The 17,534-nt window shown below is 66.3% G+C and carries 20 protein-coding genes and 1 tRNA gene; 8 read left to right on the forward strand and 13 right to left on the reverse strand.

Features of this window, described 5'->3' with window-relative positions; translation table 11 throughout:
- Positions 1 to 293 precede the first annotated feature (293 nt).
- Complete coding sequence (locus RMCN_RS22205) at positions 294 to 698, forward strand: HIT family protein (RefSeq protein WP_067394262.1); 405 nt, start codon at positions 294 to 296, stop codon at positions 696 to 698.
- On the opposite strand, the gene RMCN_RS22210 is transcribed toward RMCN_RS22205, so the two are convergent.
- The gene (locus tag RMCN_RS22210) at positions 686 to 2,104 is read right to left on the reverse strand and encodes a sensor histidine kinase (protein WP_064412685.1); all 1,419 of its coding nucleotides are present in this window, start codon (positions 2,102 to 2,104) and stop codon (positions 686 to 688) included. The genes RMCN_RS22205 and RMCN_RS22210 overlap by 13 nt on opposite strands.
- Positions 2,105 to 2,127: 23 nt before the next feature.
- A complete protein-coding gene (locus RMCN_RS22215) occupies positions 2,128 to 2,841 on the reverse strand; it encodes a response regulator transcription factor (RefSeq protein WP_197416077.1) in 714 nt (237 codons plus the stop codon).
- Between the two features lie 100 nt (positions 2,842 to 2,941).
- On the opposite strand from RMCN_RS22215, the gene RMCN_RS22220 reads away from it, so the two are divergent.
- Positions 2,942 to 3,763, forward strand: coding sequence for a hypothetical protein (locus RMCN_RS22220; RefSeq protein ID WP_067393782.1), 822 nt, complete (start codon positions 2,942 to 2,944; stop codon positions 3,761 to 3,763).
- Between the two features lie 2 nt (positions 3,764 to 3,765).
- Here RMCN_RS22220 and RMCN_RS22225 read toward each other — a convergent pair whose 3' ends face one another.
- Positions 3,766 to 4,089 (reverse strand): hypothetical protein, encoded by a 324-nt coding sequence (locus tag RMCN_RS22225; protein WP_067393786.1) that lies wholly within the window; start codon positions 4,087 to 4,089, stop codon positions 3,766 to 3,768.
- Between the two features lie 50 nt (positions 4,090 to 4,139).
- On the opposite strand from RMCN_RS22225, the gene RMCN_RS22230 reads away from it, so the two are divergent.
- A tRNA-Thr gene (locus tag RMCN_RS22230) sits at positions 4,140 to 4,214 on the forward strand.
- Between the two features lie 132 nt (positions 4,215 to 4,346).
- Positions 4,347 to 6,302: a serine/threonine-protein kinase gene (locus RMCN_RS22235; RefSeq protein WP_067393789.1), complete on the forward strand. Its 1,956-nt coding sequence runs from the start codon at positions 4,347 to 4,349 to the stop codon at positions 6,300 to 6,302.
- Between the two features lie 40 nt (positions 6,303 to 6,342).
- On the opposite strand, the gene RMCN_RS22240 is transcribed toward RMCN_RS22235, so the two are convergent.
- Positions 6,343 to 7,128, reverse strand: coding sequence for a SigB/SigF/SigG family RNA polymerase sigma factor (locus tag RMCN_RS22240; protein ID WP_067393792.1), 786 nt, complete (start codon positions 7,126 to 7,128; stop codon positions 6,343 to 6,345).
- Between the two features lie 155 nt (positions 7,129 to 7,283).
- Between RMCN_RS22240 and RMCN_RS22245 the strand changes: the two genes are divergently transcribed.
- The gene (locus RMCN_RS22245) at positions 7,284 to 8,084 is read left to right on the forward strand and encodes an alpha/beta fold hydrolase (RefSeq protein WP_067393795.1); all 801 of its coding nucleotides are present in this window, start codon (positions 7,284 to 7,286) and stop codon (positions 8,082 to 8,084) included.
- Positions 8,081 to 9,241 (forward strand): SpoIIE family protein phosphatase, encoded by a 1,161-nt coding sequence (locus tag RMCN_RS22250; protein ID WP_067393798.1) that lies wholly within the window; start codon positions 8,081 to 8,083, stop codon positions 9,239 to 9,241. Before RMCN_RS22245 ends, RMCN_RS22250 begins: the two co-directional genes overlap by 4 nt.
- Here RMCN_RS22250 and RMCN_RS31120 read toward each other — a convergent pair whose 3' ends face one another.
- On the reverse strand, positions 9,242 to 9,397 hold the full coding sequence (locus tag RMCN_RS31120; RefSeq protein ID WP_165595623.1) for a hypothetical protein: 156 nt from the start codon (positions 9,395 to 9,397) through the stop codon (positions 9,242 to 9,244).
- 105 nt (positions 9,398 to 9,502) lie between these two features.
- Between RMCN_RS31120 and RMCN_RS22255 the strand changes: the two genes are divergently transcribed.
- Both RMCN_RS22255 and RMCN_RS22260 read left to right on the forward strand, forming a co-directional pair.
- Complete coding sequence (locus tag RMCN_RS22255) at positions 9,503 to 9,991, forward strand: MarR family winged helix-turn-helix transcriptional regulator (protein ID WP_067393801.1); 489 nt, start codon at positions 9,503 to 9,505, stop codon at positions 9,989 to 9,991.
- An 18-nt stretch (positions 9,992 to 10,009) separates the two neighbouring features.
- Positions 10,010 to 10,426 (forward strand): DUF5313 domain-containing protein, encoded by a 417-nt coding sequence (locus RMCN_RS22260; protein WP_064348016.1) that lies wholly within the window; start codon positions 10,010 to 10,012, stop codon positions 10,424 to 10,426.
- 12 nt (positions 10,427 to 10,438) lie between these two features.
- Here RMCN_RS22260 and RMCN_RS22265 read toward each other — a convergent pair whose 3' ends face one another.
- The 8 genes from RMCN_RS22265 to RMCN_RS22300 all read right to left on the reverse strand — a co-directional run bounded on the left by RMCN_RS22265 (position 10,439) and on the right by RMCN_RS22300 (position 17,532).
- The gene (locus RMCN_RS22265; RefSeq protein ID WP_067394265.1) at positions 10,439 to 11,650 is read right to left on the reverse strand and encodes a Dyp-type peroxidase; all 1,212 of its coding nucleotides are present in this window, start codon (positions 11,648 to 11,650) and stop codon (positions 10,439 to 10,441) included.
- On the reverse strand, positions 11,643 to 12,164 hold the full coding sequence (locus RMCN_RS22270) for a copper chaperone PCu(A)C (RefSeq protein WP_067393804.1): 522 nt from the start codon (positions 12,162 to 12,164) through the stop codon (positions 11,643 to 11,645). Before RMCN_RS22270 ends, RMCN_RS22265 begins: the two co-directional genes overlap by 8 nt.
- Positions 12,157 to 13,572 carry a PepSY-associated TM helix domain-containing protein gene (locus RMCN_RS22275; protein ID WP_067393807.1) on the reverse strand — a complete coding sequence of 472 codons (1,416 nt, stop codon included), beginning with the start codon at positions 13,570 to 13,572 and terminating at the stop codon, positions 12,157 to 12,159. Before RMCN_RS22275 ends, RMCN_RS22270 begins: the two co-directional genes overlap by 8 nt.
- Positions 13,573 to 13,692: 120 nt before the next feature.
- The gene (locus tag RMCN_RS22280; RefSeq protein ID WP_067393810.1) at positions 13,693 to 14,241 is read right to left on the reverse strand and encodes a hypothetical protein; all 549 of its coding nucleotides are present in this window, start codon (positions 14,239 to 14,241) and stop codon (positions 13,693 to 13,695) included.
- A gap of 30 nt (positions 14,242 to 14,271) precedes the next feature.
- A complete protein-coding gene (locus RMCN_RS22285; RefSeq protein WP_067393813.1) occupies positions 14,272 to 15,147 on the reverse strand; it encodes an NAD(P)-dependent oxidoreductase in 876 nt (291 codons plus the stop codon).
- An 8-nt stretch (positions 15,148 to 15,155) separates the two neighbouring features.
- A complete protein-coding gene (locus RMCN_RS22290) occupies positions 15,156 to 15,536 on the reverse strand; it encodes a carboxymuconolactone decarboxylase family protein (RefSeq protein WP_067394269.1) in 381 nt (126 codons plus the stop codon).
- Positions 15,537 to 15,569: 33 nt separating this feature from the next.
- Positions 15,570 to 16,433 carry a cutinase family protein gene (locus RMCN_RS22295; protein ID WP_084377662.1) on the reverse strand — a complete coding sequence of 288 codons (864 nt, stop codon included), beginning with the start codon at positions 16,431 to 16,433 and terminating at the stop codon, positions 15,570 to 15,572.
- Positions 16,434 to 16,509: 76 nt separating this feature from the next.
- Positions 16,510 to 17,532, reverse strand: coding sequence for an NADP-dependent oxidoreductase (locus RMCN_RS22300; RefSeq protein WP_067394272.1), 1,023 nt, complete (start codon positions 17,530 to 17,532; stop codon positions 16,510 to 16,512).
- Positions 17,533 to 17,534: the final 2 nt, after the last annotated feature.

The raw sequence follows: 17,534 nt of genomic DNA on the forward strand, positions 1-17,534 counted from the left end.
GGCTGAAGCGCTCTACTACCATCGCCAACGGCACCCTCACGCCGAGGAGGCACTCAGATAAGAGAACCTCCCGACATTCCGGGGCGGATCACCCTTCTGACGATTCGCCGACTCGACGAACACGCCACGATGGGATACGTCTCGGCCCACCGCCAGAGTCAACCGCGCCGAACGGCGATTCCTTGACGTCCTTGCCTTCACTGGACCCTTGCGATCGCTCGATGACACCTCCATTGGCGTGCGGCACGGCCCGTGTCGCACGGCCCCCTCGAGTCGTCACTATGCTCGACGCCATGGCGAGCGTGTTCACCAAGATCATCAACGGGGAGCTTCCCGGCCGGTTCGTCTACGAAGACGACGACATCGTCGCCTTCCTGACGATCGCCCCAATCACCCAGGGCCACACGCTCGTTGTGCCCCGAGCGGAGATCGACAACTGGCAGGACGTCGAGCCGGCGGCCTTCGGGCGCGTCATGGAGGTGTCCCAGTTGATCGGCAAGGCCGTAGTCAAGGCGTTCCCCGCCGAGAGGGCCGGCGTGATCATCGCCGGACTCGAGGTGCCACACCTGCATGTGCACGTCTTCCCCACCAACGACCTCGCCGATTTCGGGTTCGCCAACGCCGACCAGAACCCGTCGCCGGAATCCCTTGACGAGGCCCAGTCCAAGATCAGGGCGGCGCTGACTCAGCTGACCTGAGCCGCCACATCGGCGATGCGCGGCAGGCTCACCCTGAACGTGCACCCCTGCCCCGGCGCTGTGGTGACGTCGACCGTCCCGCCGTGGGCCAGAACCAGCGAGTCGACGATCGACAATCCCAGCCCGGTGCCGCCGCTCGCCCGAGTGCGTGACGAGTCTGCGCGATAGAACCGTTCGAACACCCGGTGCGCATCCTCTTCCGTCATACCCGGCCCCTCATCGCACACCTCGAGCACCGCGCGGTCGCCCGCGGTGCCCACCCGCACCGTGACCCCAGCGGTTTCAGGAGTGTGCTGAAGCGCGTTGGCCATCAGATTGCCCAGCACCTGGCGCAACCGGGCTTCGTCGCCGAGCACCTCCGGGGTGCCTGGCCCCTCGATCACCTCCAACCTGATGGTTCGCTTAGGGGCGATGGATCGCGCGTCGTGGACGGCGTCCGTGGCCAGAGTCAAGAGATCGACGCGCCGATGCTCGAGCGGGCGCTGCGCGTCAAGGCGGGCAAGTAGAAGGAGGTCCTCCACGAGCAGGCCCATCCGGCCGGACTCGCTCTCGATGCGGCTCATCAGCATCTCGACGTCGCGCGCCGCACCTTGCCGGTACAACTCGGCGAATCCACGGATGGTGGTCAGCGGCGTGCGCAATTCGTGGCTGGCGTCGGTGATGAACCGTCGCATCCGCTCCTCGGAAGTGCGGGCCTGCTCGGCGGAGGCCTCCGAACCCGCCATGGCGGTCTGGATCTGGGCGAGCATGCCGTTGAGCGCCAACGACAATCGGCCCACCTCAGTGCGCGGATCGCGCTGTGGGACACGGCGATCGAAGTCGCCGGAGGCGATCGCCGCGGCGGTCTGCTCGACTTCGACCAGCGGGCGCAGGCTGCGGTGCACCACCGCATAGCCGACCACCCCGAGCACCACCAACACCGCCAGCCCGATCCCCACTTGTGCATAGATCAACTCGCGCAAAGTTGTTTGCACAGAGGAGAAGTCGACGGCGACAGTGACCACCCCCTCGGGGCTGCGGACCGTCATCGCGCGCCACTGCACGTCGGAGCCGCCGAGCGACCCGATGGTGACCGGTTCGGCGCCCACGTCGTTGTTCGCGGGCAGCGCGGGTTCGGCATCTCGGTCGTTAACGGCGATCCAGATGTGTCCGTCGGCACCGACGCCGCGGACGTAGAAGTTCGTCGGTGGCCGTGCGGGATTCGGACTTTCCAGCGCATCGTCGGCCCCTTGGCGCGGCGCCTGGGCCCACCCTCGCGAGGCATCCAGCAGTTCTTGGTCGACGCGGTTGCTCAGGGTGTGGCGCAGGATCGTGGTGACCGCCACGCCAGACGCGAGCAGACCGCACGCCACCAGCAACAAGGTGGCCGCCACCAGCGCCACCCTCAGTGGCAGGCGTGCGGTCATCTACTCATTGTCGGCATTCTTCGTCACCGCTGCTCACGCAGCACGTACCCGACACCGCGCAGCGTGTGCAACAGACGCTTTTCGCCCGTGTCGATCTTCCGGCGCAGATAGGACACATAGGACTCGACGACATTGACGTCGCCGCCGAAGTCGTAGCGCCAGACGTGGTCGAGGATCTTGGGCTTGGACAGCACCGTTCCCGCGTTGATGATGAAGTACCGCAGCAGCGTGAACTCCGTCGGCGACAACGAGACCGGCTCGCCCGCCTTCCACACTTCGTGGGTGTCCTCGTCCAGTTCGATGTCGGCGAAGGACAGCCGGGAGTTGCGGGGCTCCTCGACGCCGCGGCCGGAGCGCCGCAGGATCACCCGCAACCGGGCCACCACCTCTTCGAGGCTGAACGGTTTGGTCACATAGTCGTCACCGCCGAGGGTGAGGCCCGCGATCTTGTCCTGGAGCGAGTCACGCGCGGTGAGGAACAGTGCGGGGGCGTCGATACCGTCGGCGCGCAGTCGTCGCAGCAGACCGAAGCCGTCCATCCCGGGCATCATCACGTCGAGGATGACGGCATCCGGGCGTATCTCACGCGCCTTGTCCAGCGCGGCGGCTCCGTTAGAGGCGGTGTAGACCTCGAAGCCTTGGAACTTCAGGCTGACGGACAAGAGCTCGACGATATTGGCCTCGTCGTCGACGACGAGGATCTTGGCCTCCGGTGTGCTCTCCGGTAGTGCAGGCATGGCCACCTACTCACTGTCCGTCTTCCGCCAGTGATGTTCCTGCGAACAGGCTGTGTACTAGCTGTGAGTCTTGATGTTGCGCCGTCCATAGACTGAAGTCATGAACTTCGGCAAAGCGCTGACCGATATCGCGACCGCACCGGCGCGAGCCGCCCTGGCGGTCGCCGACGCGGGGCTGGCCATGGCGACCGGGGCGGTGAGCATGGCTCAGCGGACGCTCGGCGAAGCCGCCGAGGCTCGGCCCGGATCGGCATCGTTCGCCACCATGCTGGGCCTGAACGACGCCGTCGAGCGGGCAAATCGGCTGGCACGTCTGATGGACGACGACGCCCCGCTGGGCCGGGCGTTGGCCCCCAACGGACCGCTGGACCGGTTGCTGCGACCGGGCGGACTGATCGATCAGCTGACCACCGAGGGTGGCCTGCTTGATCGGGTAACCGCGGAGAACGGTGCGGTCGCGAGGGCCGTGGCCCCCGGAGGGCTGGTGGACCAGCTGATGGCCGAGGGCGGTCTGGTGGACAGGATGACCACCGACGACGGTGCTCTGTCGCGGGTGATCGCACCGGGCGGGTTGGCCGATCAGCTGCTGGCCAACGATGGTCTCGTCGAACGGGTGCTGCGTGAGGACGGCGTGGCCGACCGCCTACTGGCCGAGGACGGCCTGCTGGACACGCTCACCGATCCAGACGGTCCGCTGCTCAAGCTCGCCGACGTCGCCGACACACTCAACCGGCTCGCGCCCGGCCTCGAAGCGCTGGCGCCGACGATCGACGCGCTGCACGACGCTGTCGTGACGTTGAGCCAGGTCGTCAACCCGCTGAGCAATATCGCCGACCGGATTCCGCTGCCCGGCCGACGGCCGCGCGCCAGGACGTCGTCAAGGACAGTGACCTCTCAACGCATCATCGACGTCGAGGAGTGAACTCAGGCGTCGGCCTCGATGGCCTTGATCGCCGCTGACACGCTGTCCGGAGTCGGGGGCTGGTCTTCGGGCTGCCAACGCTGCAGCAACAACACCACCGCTCCCCGCAGCATCCGCACATAGTCGTCGACATCGGATTGCTTATAGGACTCGATGCGCTGGGCGATGTCGGGCACCAGCGGTTTGATGGCGGTGGCGATGCTCAGGCCGAGGCCCCCTGCGGTCGCTCCCTTGTCGAGCAGCGTCAGGAGTTGCTCGACCTCGGACCGCGTGAGGCCCGGGTACACCTGCGGGAAGTCGGCGAGTAGATCGTCCTTGACAGTCACGGGCAGCGGAGTTCCCCGATCCGGCGACCCGATAAACTCGATGCCCGCAGGCCTCCTTAGCTCAGTGGTAGAGCAACGCTCTTGTAAAGCGTAGGTCGTCAGTTCAATCCTGACAGGGGGCTCCACCTTCTTCAGCAGGGTCGTGGATTTGATCGACGACCCTGCTGCAGGATCGACGCACTTCGGCGGGGTTGCGTCAAGAACTCCTGGGCCTCCAATTCCGCCGATACGATAAGACAACCTGGAACGAGGTTGTCATGACTGATTCGACCGCCGACTATCCGTTCGAATTGACTCAAACTCAAGCGCCCACGGGCGTCGCCGGCGAAAGCGGAACTCGCACCGGGACATACGAGCCGTCGTCCGCTGGGTTCCGTTCATCGGCCGACATCCCGAAAATTGAGGTCGGTCAACAGCTCGACGACTTCGATCTGCTGCTCGAATTGGGCACCGGCGCATTCGCGAGAGTCTTTCTGGCCCGCCAACGGTCAATGCAACGACTGGTTGCGGTGAAAATATCCGCTAACCAGGGCCATGAACCACAGACGTTGGCGCAGCTGGATCACGACTACATCGTCCGGGTTTTCGACCAGCGAATCCTGCGCGCACAGAACTGGCGGCTCCTGTACATGCAGTATCTCCCTGGGGGCACGCTGCTGGATCTTGTTGAAACGGTTCATCGTGACAACAAACCACCCGAATCCGGTCGGGCGTTGCTTCGTGCGGTGGACGAAGCACTGGAAGCGCGCGGGGAAGTCCGTCCCACAGAGTCATCGACCCGGACCGAACTCGCCGCCCTCCCCTGGCCAGACACCGTCGCGTGGCTGGGGAAGCGGCTCGCTGAGGCGTTGGACTATGCGAATTCACACGGCGTATTGCACCGCGACATCAAGCTGGGAAATGTCCTCCTCGCTGCCGACGGCACGCCCAAACTCGCGGACTTCAACATCAGCTTCGCCCGCAACGTAACGGGTGCAAGTCCCTTCGAATACTTCGGCGGCTCACTCTCCTACATGTCGCCCGAGCAACTCGCAGCTTGCCAGCCGGGACACACCCTCGACATGGCGAGCCTCGATGCCCGAAGCGACATCTACTCCCTTGCCGTCGTGCTGTGGGAACTACTGACCGGGGGCAAACCATTCGATGATTCAGCGGCACAAGCTGCTCGGGTGAAGGCGGCCGGAGCGATAGGTGACATCACAGCGATCGAGTTGATGCTCACTACTCGCGCTCAAGGGGTGTCGCCGACGGCCCTCGCTGCGGTACCTCGGAACTGCCCCTCCGCACTGCTGAGGGTCCTCCTCAAGGCGTTGAGCGCCGATCGTGACCAGCGCTGGGATTCGGGCGCCGAACTCGCCGAGCAACTCCAGTTGTGTCTTGACCCGCGAGCTCGTGACCTGCTGGACCCACCCGCAAGAAGCTGGCGGATGCGGTTACGGCCGTTCTTCCTACCAATTGCGTTCCTAGCCATCATGATTCCCAACCTGCTGGCCAGCGCGTACAACATCCAGCACAATCAGTTGCTTATCGTCAGTCAGCTTTCCGAGTATGCGCAGGGCCGGTTCATGCTGGTCACCGCGGTGGCCAACGTGGTGTCCTTTCCGCTCGGCGCCGCGGTCCTGCTCTATTGGTATCGCTACATCATCCTGGTCCCACGCCGCCTACGACGTGGACCGGCACCCCCTGCAGAGACCTTGGCCCGAACGCGCCGCGACTGTCTTGTCGCAGGCGATCGGGCGGTATTCATAGTGTTCGGTTTGTGGTTGCTGTTAGGGCTGGCATTTCCGCTCACCATGCAGTTGGCCGCCGACGGCATCTCTGGTAGGTCTGCGATTCATTTCTTCGGGTCGATCACGATTTGCGGCGCAATCGCGACCGCGTATCCGTTCTTCCTGTTGACTTTCTACGTCGTGCGAAGCGTCTATCCGGAACTAGTGGCATACGGACAGACAAACCCTGAGGAAGCCGAACAGCTACGAGCACTCAGCCGTCGACTACCACGCTATTTGGCGGTCGCGGCCTCCGTGCCGTTGCTCGGCGTCGTTGCCGTGACCTTCCTGACTCCCGCCGAGATCGCGCAAGTCATCGTGCCGATCCGCGCGCTGTGCATTGGGGGAATCGCCGGGTTCGTACTGGTGTATTGGCTGTCGCGGCAGATCGAATCTGACATCGAAGCGCTCGAGCGGGTAATTCACAACAGGGTGCAACACTAGCTGTCGCTTGAGCTGACTGTTCCAAGACTGACGGCCGAGATCAGCCGGCCGCGGCGAGGAAAGATGCCTTGACCTGACTTCTCAACGTTTCCAACGCCTTTGCGAGCAGGCGCGACACATGCATCTGTGAACAGCCGATCTGCGCGGCGATCTGACTCTGCGTCATGTCCTCGAAGAAGCGCAACGTCAGCACGTCGCGTTCGCGGCTCGGGAGGGCCGCGATCAACGGCCGCACCGTCTCGACGTCGAGCACCTTGTCGAAGCCGGTGTCGTCACCACCGAAACTGTCACCTATGGACGTCGAGTCGTCATCGCGCATCGCCGGTATATCGGTCGACAGCGTCGAATAGTTCGCCCCGGCGATCGCCGCCTGCACCACCTGCTCGCGATCGACCCCGAGGTGCTCGGCGATCTCGGTCGCGGTCGGTGCGCGTCCCAGGCCCTGCGCCAGCTTGGCGGTCGCCTTGTTCACGCGCATCTGGAGGTCTTTGACGGTGCGCGGGACTTTCACCGCCCACGCGTGGTCGCGGAAGTGCCGACGGACCTCGCCCATCATCGTCGGTACGGCGAAAGACAGGAATTCCGCTCCGTTGTCGACATCGAACCGATTCAGCGCATTGACCAGCCCGACACGAGCTGCCTGCACAAGATCCTCGTGTGCTTCACCGCGGTTGCGGTAGCGACGTGCGATGTGGTCGGCCAACGGCAGGCACCGCTCACAGATCAAATCGCGTTGCCGCTGATAGGCGCTCGACCCTTCGTCGAAGGTCTTGAGCTGACGGAACATCTCTGTCACGTCTGAATAGTCGGAGTTTGGTCCAGCCACGGGTACGTCCGTCCCTAGAAAATGAAAACGCGGCTCGCGGATCTGAACCTGACCAACCCGTATACCCTGGTAATGACCAGCCGAAACCCGCCGGCGACGCGACCGGGCGGCGGTGGGCGGCACAGTGCATGCCGACGGCTTTTAAGCTGCTGGTCATGGACGTCTGGACCAGGAACAACATCAGGATCGTTGGCCGCGCCAGCGGTCCGACGCTTCTCCTGGCCCACGGTTTCGGCTGTGACCAGAACCTGTGGCGGCTCATCGTCGACAGACTGCAGGCGGACTTTCGCATCGTGTTGATGGACCACGTCGGCTCCGGCGCGGCGGACCCGAAGGCCTGGGACGACACCAAGTACTCGTCGCTGGACGGCTACGCAGACGACATCGTCGAAATCCTGCGCGAACTCGACCTGCGCGACGTGGCCTTCGTCGGGCACTCGGTGGCGGCGATGATCGGAGTCCTCGCGGTCATCAGGGAGCCCGACCGAATCGCCAAGCTGGTCATGGTCACTCCCTCGCCCTGCTACATCGATGACGACGACTACCGCGGCGGGTTCTCCCGGGCCGACATCGACGAACTTCTGGAGTCCCTTGAACTGAACTATCTCGGCTGGTCGCGTGCCATGGCCCCGGTGATCATGGGTAATAGCGACCGGCCGGAGCTGGCCGAGGAACTTGAATCGAGCTTCTGCCGAACCGATCCCGACTGCGCGCGGGTGTTCGCCCGCGCCACGTTCCTGGCCGACAACCGCACCGACCTCCCGCGGGTCCCTGTGCCCACGCTGATCCTCGAGTGTTCCGAGGATGCGATCGCACCGCGATCCGTCGGAGCGTATGTGCACCAACATATTCCAGGTAGTCATCTGGTCACACTCGACGCCACCGGCCATTGCCCCCACGTCAGCGATCCGGATGTCACGGCCCAAGCGATCGGAAAGTTCGCTCTTCCGACATGACCGGGTTCGATTTCGACGATCACTGGGAGAACGCGCCCACCGGCAACGCGATCGCCCATCCGGACGGCCGCATCATCCGAGTCAACGCGACACTGGCCAACTGGCTGGGTTACGAGCGTAATAGCTTGCACGGCAAGCTGATCACCGACTTGTTGACCGTCGGGGGACGTGTGCACTACGACACCCATTTCCGGGCGATTCTGCGGATGAGCGGAAAACTCGATGGCGTGACGGTGGATTTCCTGACCGCCGACGGGACGCGGCTACCGATATTCCTCAGCGCCAACATGAAGTTCGACGCCGAAGGACATCCGGAACTGGTGCGCGTCAGCGCGGTCGACGCCAAGGATCGCCGATCCTACGAGCGGGAACTGCTTGCACAGCGCGAGCGCGCCGAGACCGAACGCCGACGGGTGCAGGTGTTCGCCGAAACCTTGCGCCGCTCACTGCTTCCGCCGCTTCTCGCGCCGCCGCCGGGGCTGGACGCCGCCGCCTACTACCACACCGCATCGGACGACGACGTCGGCGGCGACTTCTACGATCTGTTCCCGCTCTCCCGCTCAACGTGGGGGTTCTTCCTCGGCGACGTCGCCGGAAAAGGGGTCGATGCCGCCGTGGTCGCGGGACTGGCACGGTATGTGCTGCGCTCGGCGGCGGTCGCCGACCACGATCCGGTGAAGGCGCTTCATGTGCTCAATTCGGTGCTGATGCAGGACGTCGAGATCAGCGGCAACCGACTGTGCACGGTGATCGACGGAAACCTCACTATGAGCGGCGACGGTTTCGACGTCGAAGTCGCCAGTGGCGGTCATCCCCCACCGCTGCTTCTCAGCGCCGACGGATCGGCCCATTACGCCGACACCGTCGGGGGTCATGCCGCCGGGATCACCGATGACGCGCGGTTCGTCGCCCACAAGTTCCACCTGGCGCCCGGGGACACCATGGTGCTCTACACCGACGGTTTGACCGAGGCCAACACCGGAATCGGCCATCGGCGCTATGACGACGAGGGCGCCCTACTCGCGTTTCTGGACGCCCGCGCACCCGCGACCGCGGACACCGTCGTCCACGCGCTGAAGGAACTCCTGACCAGCTTCGGGCGCGGACTCAAGGACGATGCAGCAGTTCTCGCGCTCGGCGTGCCTGCCAACGTCTAGTCATGTCTCGTCGGCGACGTCGTGACGGTCCTGATGCCCACCGGGAGCGTCCGGATCGTCGTCGCGGTGGTCCAGATCGTCCTGCAGCGCGCGCTGTTCCTCGGTGACCTTGGTGGCGTCCATCGGATTCGCCGGCGGATCGTTCTGCGTAGACATCCGATCAGGATCGACCGCCGGCGCTCCGACAAAACCCCTGATGTGACCAGAAGTACATTGCTAGGGCGCTAACTATTAGCACACGATGGAGTTGTGTCCACGTCAATGCCGGTCCGGGTCGACCCGCTCGCGCTCGAACAGCAGGTCTGCTTCGCGCTGGCGGTCACCCATCGGGCCGTGCTGGCGGTGTACCGCCCCCTGCTCGAACCGCTCGGCCTCACCCATCCCCAGTACCTCGTCATGCTGGCGCTGTGGGACCACTACCGCACCGGAGCGACGGGACCGCCGCCCACGAAGCCGCTGTCGGTCAAAAACATTGCGAGCGCTTTGCAACTCGACTCCGCGACGCTGTCGCCGATGCTCAAACGCCTCGAGTCGCTCGGCTTCATCACCCGGGCACGCAGCGCCGTCGACGAACGCGCCACCGACGTGCGGCTCACCGAGGAAGGTGTGCGGCTACGGCGCCGTGCGCTGGAGATACCGCCTGCCGTCGTCGAGCGCCTCGGTGTCGACCTCGCCGAACTCGAAGCGCTTCGCAACGTGTTGAACCGCGTGAACACCGCCGCCCTCGCCGCGGGCGCACTCGACAACTGACCAACTCAAGGAGGATCTGTGGCTGCCGCCCGCCCCAACATCGTTCAATACATCACCTATTCGTACGGACGCCGGCTTCCGGATTCCATGCGCGAGTGGGTGGCACGCGACCTGGCCGGCCCCGGCGCGCTGCGCCGCCACATGATCCGGATGGCGATCCCACCTCTGTTCGTGCTGGCTCCGTTCTGGCTGCTTCCGGCATCGCTGTATGTACACCTGGAAATGACTGCACCGATCTACATCTGGGCGATCCTGATGGCACTCGCGCTGAACAAGATCTGGCGTCGGCACCGTCTGACTCAGCACGGGCTGGACCAGAACCTTGTCGACGAGATCAAGCGCAAGAAGGACGCGCGGATGCACGAGGACTACATCCGCCGCTTCGGCCCCCGGCCGGAAGAGGCGCGCTGGCAGCAGAACAGCAGTCCCTTCTAGCGCCCCGGCCACCTACGACAGCAGTGTCTGACCCAGGTAGCCGCCCGATTCGGTTCCCGGCAGGATCGCGAATGTCGCCGACCCGATCGTCGTGATCCACTCGTTCAACGCATCGGCCGCAGCGAGCCGACGCTGCACCGGTGTGAACTGCACGGCCGGATCACGTTGGTACGCAGCGAAGATGAGCCCGCTCTCCGTAACGCGCCCGGCGGGCGGCGAATCGTCGTAGTTGTAGGGCCTGCGAAGAAACCGTTCGTCGTCGCGGTGCGGACGGGCCAGCGCGATGTGCGCGTTCGGCGGAATCACCGGGATGCCGTCCTCGGCCGCATCGAAGTCCGGCGCATCGTCTTCCCGGCTCCCGGTCAATGGGGCGCCGTTGTCGAGGCGACGGCCGACGCTGAGTTCTCTGCTGGCTCGGTCGAGTTCGTCCCAGGTGTCCATCTCGGCGCGGATCCGTCGAAGGACCAGAACAGTGCCGCCGGCGAACCACGGCTGATCGTCACCGTGGTCCCAGACGTGTCGGCCGAAACCCGCCTCGTCGACGATGTTGGCGGTCCCGTCGATCTGGCCCATCAGATTTCGCATGCTGTGCGCACCCGAGCCCGCCGCTTGACGAAATCCCTTCTGCCGCCAGCGCTGCCGGGTCATGGCGCGCACATTCTTCAGCAGGACCCGGCTGGTGTGCGCGACGGTGATCGGGTCGTCGGCGCAGACCTGCAGCAGTAGGTCACCTCCGCACCACTGCGGCTCGAGCCGGTCGGTGGCGAAGGCCGGCGGCTCAGCCACCGACCGGGGGCGACGACGCCCGAGCCCGATACGGTCGAACAGGCCCGCTCCGACACCGACGGTGACGGTGAGCCTGGCCGGCCGTTGCGCCAGTTCGGGTTCGGTGTCGGCCAACGCGGGGACGCCTTGAGTCAATCGCTCGGCGTCCGACGTCCACAGTTTCAGCACCGCTGCCAATGTCTCCCGCGGACTGCGGTGAGGCTGCGGTGTGAGGTCGAGGGCGACGAACAACGCGTGCGCCTGCGGGGGCGTCACGACACCGGCCTGATGCTCGCCGTGAAACGGTTCGACCGCCCGGTCAACGGCTTCGGTGGCAACAGCGGACTGGGCGATCCCGCTGTGCGTCAGCGTCGCCCCCGCCGCCACCGCGACGACACCGCCCGCGAGAAGGCGGCGCCGGTTGAGGTGAAACCGACCGTCCGCCACTCCGTCACCCATGGTCATGGTGCGGCGCGGGACCACCTGCGGACGGCTGGTAATCCTCGTTGGCGCCGGCGAAGTCACGCACCTGGGCGGTGACCGGCAGCGTCGAGCCGTCCTCGAACTCGACGGTCAGTGTCACCTCGGACCCGGGCAGCAGTGGCTGTTTGAGGTCCATCAGCATCAGATGATCTCCCCCCGGAACCAAGGCGCGTGAGCCCCCGGCGGGGATCACCAGACCTCCGTCCTTGGGGCGCATCGTCCTGGCGCCCGCATCGGCCGAGACTTCGTGCACCTCGACCCGTCCGGCCGCATCCGACCGTCCCGAAACAATGCGCGCGTCGTGGTGTCCGGCGTTGGTGAGCGTGCCGAACACCGCGGCCATACCGGTCTGCGCCGAACTGGCCCACTGGTCGGCAAGGCTTACCTCCGATGCCATCGGCCCTTCGTCGTGTTGCCCGTGGGTGGTGCAACCGGCGACAACGGTCGCTGCGATGAGAAGTAGCAGCCCGTGAAAGATCCTGTCAGACATCGCCTTTCGCCTCCTCCGCCACGCCCCGCTTCTTGACCGCTGCGACGATGAGATCGACGACCAGGAACGCGGCCAGGCTGAGGCCGAACAACGGCAACGCCCAGCCCACCGCCACCGCGCCGGCGACGAGCAATGCAATCAACCCCGGGTGCATTCCACGCAGGACGCCTCGCAGCGGCGGACGGCCCGCCGCCCACCCCGATCCCCTTGTCGGCCTGCGTTGCCACCACATGAGGTAACCGCGGACGACGATCGTGATCAACCCGATCGCGGTGAGCGCCAACACAACCTGATTCACAACCCCGAACAGCACACCCATGTGCGCGTCGATCGCCCAGTTGGTGAGTTTGGCCAGGAACGGCCAGTCGGCTTGATTCACCCGGTCGATGATCGCTCCGGAACCGGGGTCCACCGAGACCGCGTCGTATCGAGTGGGCCAGTCACGCTTGTTCTCCGCGACTTCCCAACCCTGGCCGTCACCACTCGGCGGATACATCCACATCGGGCCGGACAGGCCGACGGCAAGCGCCGCGCTCAGCGCGGCATCTGCACCGTGCGGCACGAGATCACCGTCGCCGACGGCGGTCCCTGGGTCGTGATGCCCGTGCCCCGCCCCGGTGTGGGCCGACTGCTTGAGTGCGGTGTCCACCGACGGCTCAGCGGTGTTCAGCCTTTCCTGCAGTAGGTTGACCGTCTCGCCGCCGTACCGCGACCAGGTGATGCCGGTGACCGACAGCCCGAGTAACGCCACGATGATCCAGACCCCCACCGCGCCATGCCAGGAGAGGGTGCGGCGACGGCCCGTCTTGTCGCGGTCGGGGAGCGCGATGCGACGCAGTTTCCCGGTGTCGCGGCGGTGCAGGTACCACAGCGCCAGGCCCGCGAGTGCGATCACCCACAACCAGCTCGCCGCAAGCTCGCTGTAGTTGCGGCCCACCGCACCGAGATGCAGGTTGCGGTGCAGTTCGTCGAACCATGCGCGAACCGGCAGCCACTGGCCGTACGTGGTCAGCGCGCCACGGATCTGGCCGCTGTAGGGGTCGACGAACACCGTTCTCGCATAGTCGGGCGGCACGTCGTCCACGGCGAGCACGACGCGGGTGGTGTCATCAACCGCGACGGGCGGGCCGATTCGCTCCACCACCCCGTCGGGATACGCGGCACGCACGGCGCGCAGCTGTTCGGCGAGGGGTAGTCGGTGCTCGCCGACGTCATCGACGGTGACCGTCTCGCGGAAAACAGTCTCGTCGATCTGCGGAATGACCGCGTACAACAATCCGGTGACAGCGGCGATCAGGATGAACGGGCCGACGAAAACGCCGGCATAGAAATGCAATCGAAGTAGCAGTGGACGCACGCCGCGCTGACGTTGACGCGCGGGCGTGCCGAGGGTGGGGGTCGTTGTCATGAATGGCAAACCTTCAGCCGGCGGCCCGGCGAGCACACTCGTCGAGCCGGATATTGAGGTGAGGTGAGGTACGTCGAAAGCCGCGACATCTGTCGCGGCCGATCTCGATGCGCGGCGGGGCTAAGCCTCCGTTGCCAACCTCTGCGGCGGGGCGCGCATGCCGAGCCCGTAACTGAACAGGACGGATTCGGCGACAACGGTTTTGACGACACGGTGCACCCGCCGCACGCGCGGACGCGGTCCGGATGTGGCGAAGATCCGCAGCCACTGCAGCACGGATACACCGACGACGTAGAGGTATTCGACGGCGGCGATCGCCGCACCCAGGACGACCGCGGCGCCGACGTGGGCCGCGGTCATCGCGGGCGTCAACCCCAGGGCGGCGCCCGCGTGGACATGGCCGCCGGCGACGACGAAGGACAGGTGGCCGAGGAGCTGCGCCAGGATCAGCGCGCCGACAGCGCCGAGCAGCCGCGCGTGGCGACCGTCGAGCGCGGGCCGCGTAACCACGGCTCCGACGGTGGCGCACACGAGCATCGCGACGATCAGGGCGGATCCGCTTGGGAGCCGACCGCCGGCGAACGTGTGCGCGGTCGCGGTCAAGACGGCAGAACACGCACCGACCAGACCCCCGCGCACCCAACGTGCGCGCGACTTCGGCGTGTTCACCTGCCGAACTCTACCGTCGGCGCCGCCCGGTCAGCCCTCGACCACCACACCCGCGGCGGCTTCCATGGGCTTCACCACCGCGGTGAAGTCGGATTCCGGCCCCTCGCTGGACATCGTCGCCTCCCAGACCCGGGCCACGGAGTCGGCGAGTTCGGTCGGCAGGCCCAGCGCCTTGGCCTCGTCGAGGTAGAGCCGGACGTCCTTGACCATCAACCCCGTCGCGAACCCATAGTCGAACGTGCGGGGCAGCACCGCCCGCGGGAACTTGTCCCGACTGGCATGGGTTCCACCGGAACCCGCGTTGAGCACATCGATCATCACCCGGGCGTCGAGCCCGGCCTTCACACCGGCGACCATCGCCTCGGCGGTGACAGCCAGCGTCGTCGCCGCGATCACGTTGTTGACGAGCTTCATCGTCTGTGCCGCACCGGGCTTCTCACCGACGAACGTCGCCCGCCCGAGTGTTTCGAAGACCGGTGCGCACGTCTCGTAGTGCGCCCGCGGCCCCGACACCATGATGGCCAGTGTCCCCGCCTCTGCCCCGTGCACACCGCCGCTGACGGGGCTGTCGAGCGCGGCGATCCCGCGCCCGGCCAACAGCGCGCTGTTGCGCTGCGCGGCTTGGCTTCCCACCGTCGAGAGATCGATGAAACGTTCAGCCGACGTCCCGTCGGCGATTTCGGCGGCGACGGACTCCGACGCCTGCGGGTTCGGCAGGCTGGCCAGAATCGTCGGCACGCGGTCGGCGACCTCGCGCACCGAGGCCGCGCGCTGCGCCCCGGCTTCGACCGCCCTGTCGACCACCTCGGGGCGGCTGTCGCACACCACCACCCGATGCCCGGCCGCCCGCAGGCGGGCCGCCATCGGGAAGCCCATGTTGCCGAGTCCGATGAAGCCGATGTCCATGTCGCGGTCTACCGCTGTTCGGCGTCGTCGAAGGCGGCGCACGCGGTGCGGAAGGCCTCCACGGCGGCCGGCACGCCCGCATACACCGCGACCTGCATGAAGATCTCGCGGATCTCGTCGCGTGTCACGCCGTTGGTGAGCGCGCCCCGGACGTGGGTGCGAAGTTCGTTGGGGCGGTTCAACGCCGCGAGCATGGCGAGGTTGAGCATGCTGCGCGTCTTGCGGGACAGGCCCTCGCGGCCCCACACCGCTCCCCAGCAGTACTCGGTCACCAGGTCCTGGAACGGCCCGGTGAAGTCGTCGGAGCCGTCCGCCGCCTTCTGCACATAGGCCTCACCGAGCACCGCCGTGCGGATCTCACGACCCTTGTCGTACACGTCTTGGTCCACCACTCGAGAGTGGCAGACCGCGACGGGGACCGCTCAGCCGGCCGGCGCGGGCGCGGGCGCGGGTGCGGGTGCCGCGAATGGCGCCGGCGCGGGCGGTGGTGCCGGCACAGCCAACGGTGCCGGCGCCGGTGGGGGCGGGGGCGCCGGAGCCGGTTCGAGACGCGCCACCGCGTAGGCCGCACCCTCGGCGGGCATTCCGTTCACCAGGTAGGAGTTGTGCGCGAAGCTCGGAAGACCGATGGGAGCGCCGTTGCAGATCGTGTCGCCCTCGGCGCACAGGCTCAGCGTCTTGTCCTGATACGACGGTCCGATGACGATCGCGGGTGCCCCGGCGTCGGTCAGGAACTGATCCGAGGGCCGGCCGAACAACACCACAGCGGCGACGTGGTCGCCGACTTCCTCGGACATCGGCTCGGGGATGAACTCGCGGTACTCAGCCGGTATCTCCTCGGGGATTTCCGCAGAGGTCACATAGCCGGCCACCGCAGCGCCCTGTGAGAACCCGCCGAGCACAATCTCCGTGTCCGGGCACGCCGCCGCCGTCGACTCGACTTTCTGTCCCGCATCCCGAATCCCGTCGACGACCGTGCGGGCGAACTGGATGCGGTTGCCGAAATCGCCGCTGGCCAGGTAATTCACCGGATACACGTCGATTGACCGCGGCCCGGCCTGGGCGCGCAGCTGGTCGATGAACGCCTGCCCGACCCCGCCGACACCGACCGGCTCGCCGGTTCCCCGCGCGAACACCACCTGCACATCCGGACAGGCGGGTGGCGGGGCGGGTGCGGGCGGTGGAGGCGCGGGTGGTTGGGCCGCCGCGAGGGGAATCGTTCCGGTCAGCAACGCCGCGAACGGCACCACCAGACCCAGCATCCGAGCGATTCGTCGAGCGCCCATGCCACCACTCCCATGTGTGAGTCGACCGATTGCGACGTTCGTCATACCCGCTTTGATTCGCGACCAACCAACCGTTTCACGAAGGAATTTTCTCGCCACCCGCCTCACTGATCTTGACCAACATCTTGCCGATGTTGGCGCCGGTGAACAAGCCGTTCATGGCGTCGACGCAGGACTCGATGCCCTCGAATATCGTCTGGCGATGCACCAGCCGCCCCTCGTCTGCCCACTGGCGAAGGGGCCCGAACGCCTCCTCGAACCGTCCCCATTCGTCGAGCGCGTTGAATCCCTGCATCAGCGCCGTCTTCGACAGGAGGTTGACGTAGTTGGCCGGGCCGGGGTGTTCACCGGTCAGGTAGCTCGAGATGACGCCGCACAACACCACCCGCGCCTTGTGGGCCAGGCGGCCGAGCACCGCGTCCAGGATCGGCCCGCCGACGTTGTCGAAGTACACGTCGACGCCCTTGGGGCAGTGCTTTTTCAACGCCGCGGGCACGTTGCCTTCGCGATAGTCGATGCACGCGTCGAATCCGAATTCCTCGACGACGGCACGGCACTTCCGAGGTCCGCCCGCGATGCCGACCACCCTGGCCCCGGCGATCTTGGCGATCTGGCCCGCGACCGAACCGGTGGCACCCGCTGCCGCCGACACCACCACGGTCTCCCCCGGCTGCGGCTTGCCGATCCCCACCATTCCGAAATAGGCCGTCGCACCGGTCGGGCCGTACACCGACATCACCGCAAGTTGGTCGACGTCGGGGCCGGGCACCGGGGTGGTGAAGATGTCGTCGCGGCTGATGACGTACTCCTGGAACCCCGTCAGCGTCGTCACGACGTCGCCGACGGCGTAGGCATCGCACCGCGACGCCACGACCTCACCGATGCCCGCCGCGCGAATGACCTCTCCGAGTTGCACCGGGGGCAGATAGCCGGGCTGGTCGTTGAGCCAGGTCCGGGCCGCGGCGTCGATGCCGATGTAGGTCGTGCGCACCAACGCCTCACCGTCGGCGGGCTCGGGTGCCGGCGCGGTGATCAACTCGGTGTCGGCGGGCTGGACCAGCCCGACGGGTCTGCGGCGCAACACGATCTGGCGGTTCATCA

Source organism: Mycolicibacterium novocastrense (assembly GCF_001570485.1).
GTDB classification, from domain to species: Bacteria; Actinomycetota; Actinomycetes; order Mycobacteriales; family Mycobacteriaceae; genus Mycobacterium; species Mycobacterium novocastrense.

Coding starts and splice junctions, on each gene's coding strand:
- RMCN_RS22275 (WP_067393807.1), bottom strand. CDS start 13,572: ATGACAACGACCCCCACCCTCGGCACGCCCGCGCGTCAACGTCAGCGC.
- RMCN_RS22250 (WP_067393798.1), top strand. CDS start 8,081: ATGACCGGGTTCGATTTCGACGATCACTGGGAGAACGCGCCCACCGGC.
- RMCN_RS22255 (WP_067393801.1), top strand. CDS start 9,503: ATGCCGGTCCGGGTCGACCCGCTCGCGCTCGAACAGCAGGTCTGCTTC.
- RMCN_RS22210 (WP_064412685.1), bottom strand. CDS start 2,104: ATGACCGCACGCCTGCCACTGAGGGTGGCGCTGGTGGCGGCCACCTTG.
- RMCN_RS22220 (WP_067393782.1), top strand. CDS start 2,942: ATGAACTTCGGCAAAGCGCTGACCGATATCGCGACCGCACCGGCGCGA.
- RMCN_RS22265 (WP_067394265.1), bottom strand. CDS start 11,650: ATGGGTGACGGAGTGGCGGACGGTCGGTTTCACCTCAACCGGCGCCGC.
- RMCN_RS22235 (WP_067393789.1), top strand. CDS start 4,347: ATGACTGATTCGACCGCCGACTATCCGTTCGAATTGACTCAAACTCAA.
- RMCN_RS22215 (WP_197416077.1), bottom strand. CDS start 2,841: ATGCCTGCACTACCGGAGAGCACACCGGAGGCCAAGATCCTCGTCGTC.
- RMCN_RS22285 (WP_067393813.1), bottom strand. CDS start 15,147: ATGGACATCGGCTTCATCGGACTCGGCAACATGGGCTTCCCGATGGCG.
- RMCN_RS22300 (WP_067394272.1), bottom strand. CDS start 17,532: ATGAACCGCCAGATCGTGTTGCGCCGCAGACCCGTCGGGCTGGTCCAG.
- RMCN_RS22205 (WP_067394262.1), top strand. CDS start 294: ATGGCGAGCGTGTTCACCAAGATCATCAACGGGGAGCTTCCCGGCCGG.
- RMCN_RS31120 (WP_165595623.1), bottom strand. CDS start 9,397: ATGTCTACGCAGAACGATCCGCCGGCGAATCCGATGGACGCCACCAAG.
- RMCN_RS22270 (WP_067393804.1), bottom strand. CDS start 12,164: ATGTCTGACAGGATCTTTCACGGGCTGCTACTTCTCATCGCAGCGACC.
- RMCN_RS22295 (WP_084377662.1), bottom strand. CDS start 16,433: ATGGGCGCTCGACGAATCGCTCGGATGCTGGGTCTGGTGGTGCCGTTC.
- RMCN_RS22245 (WP_067393795.1), top strand. CDS start 7,284: ATGGACGTCTGGACCAGGAACAACATCAGGATCGTTGGCCGCGCCAGC.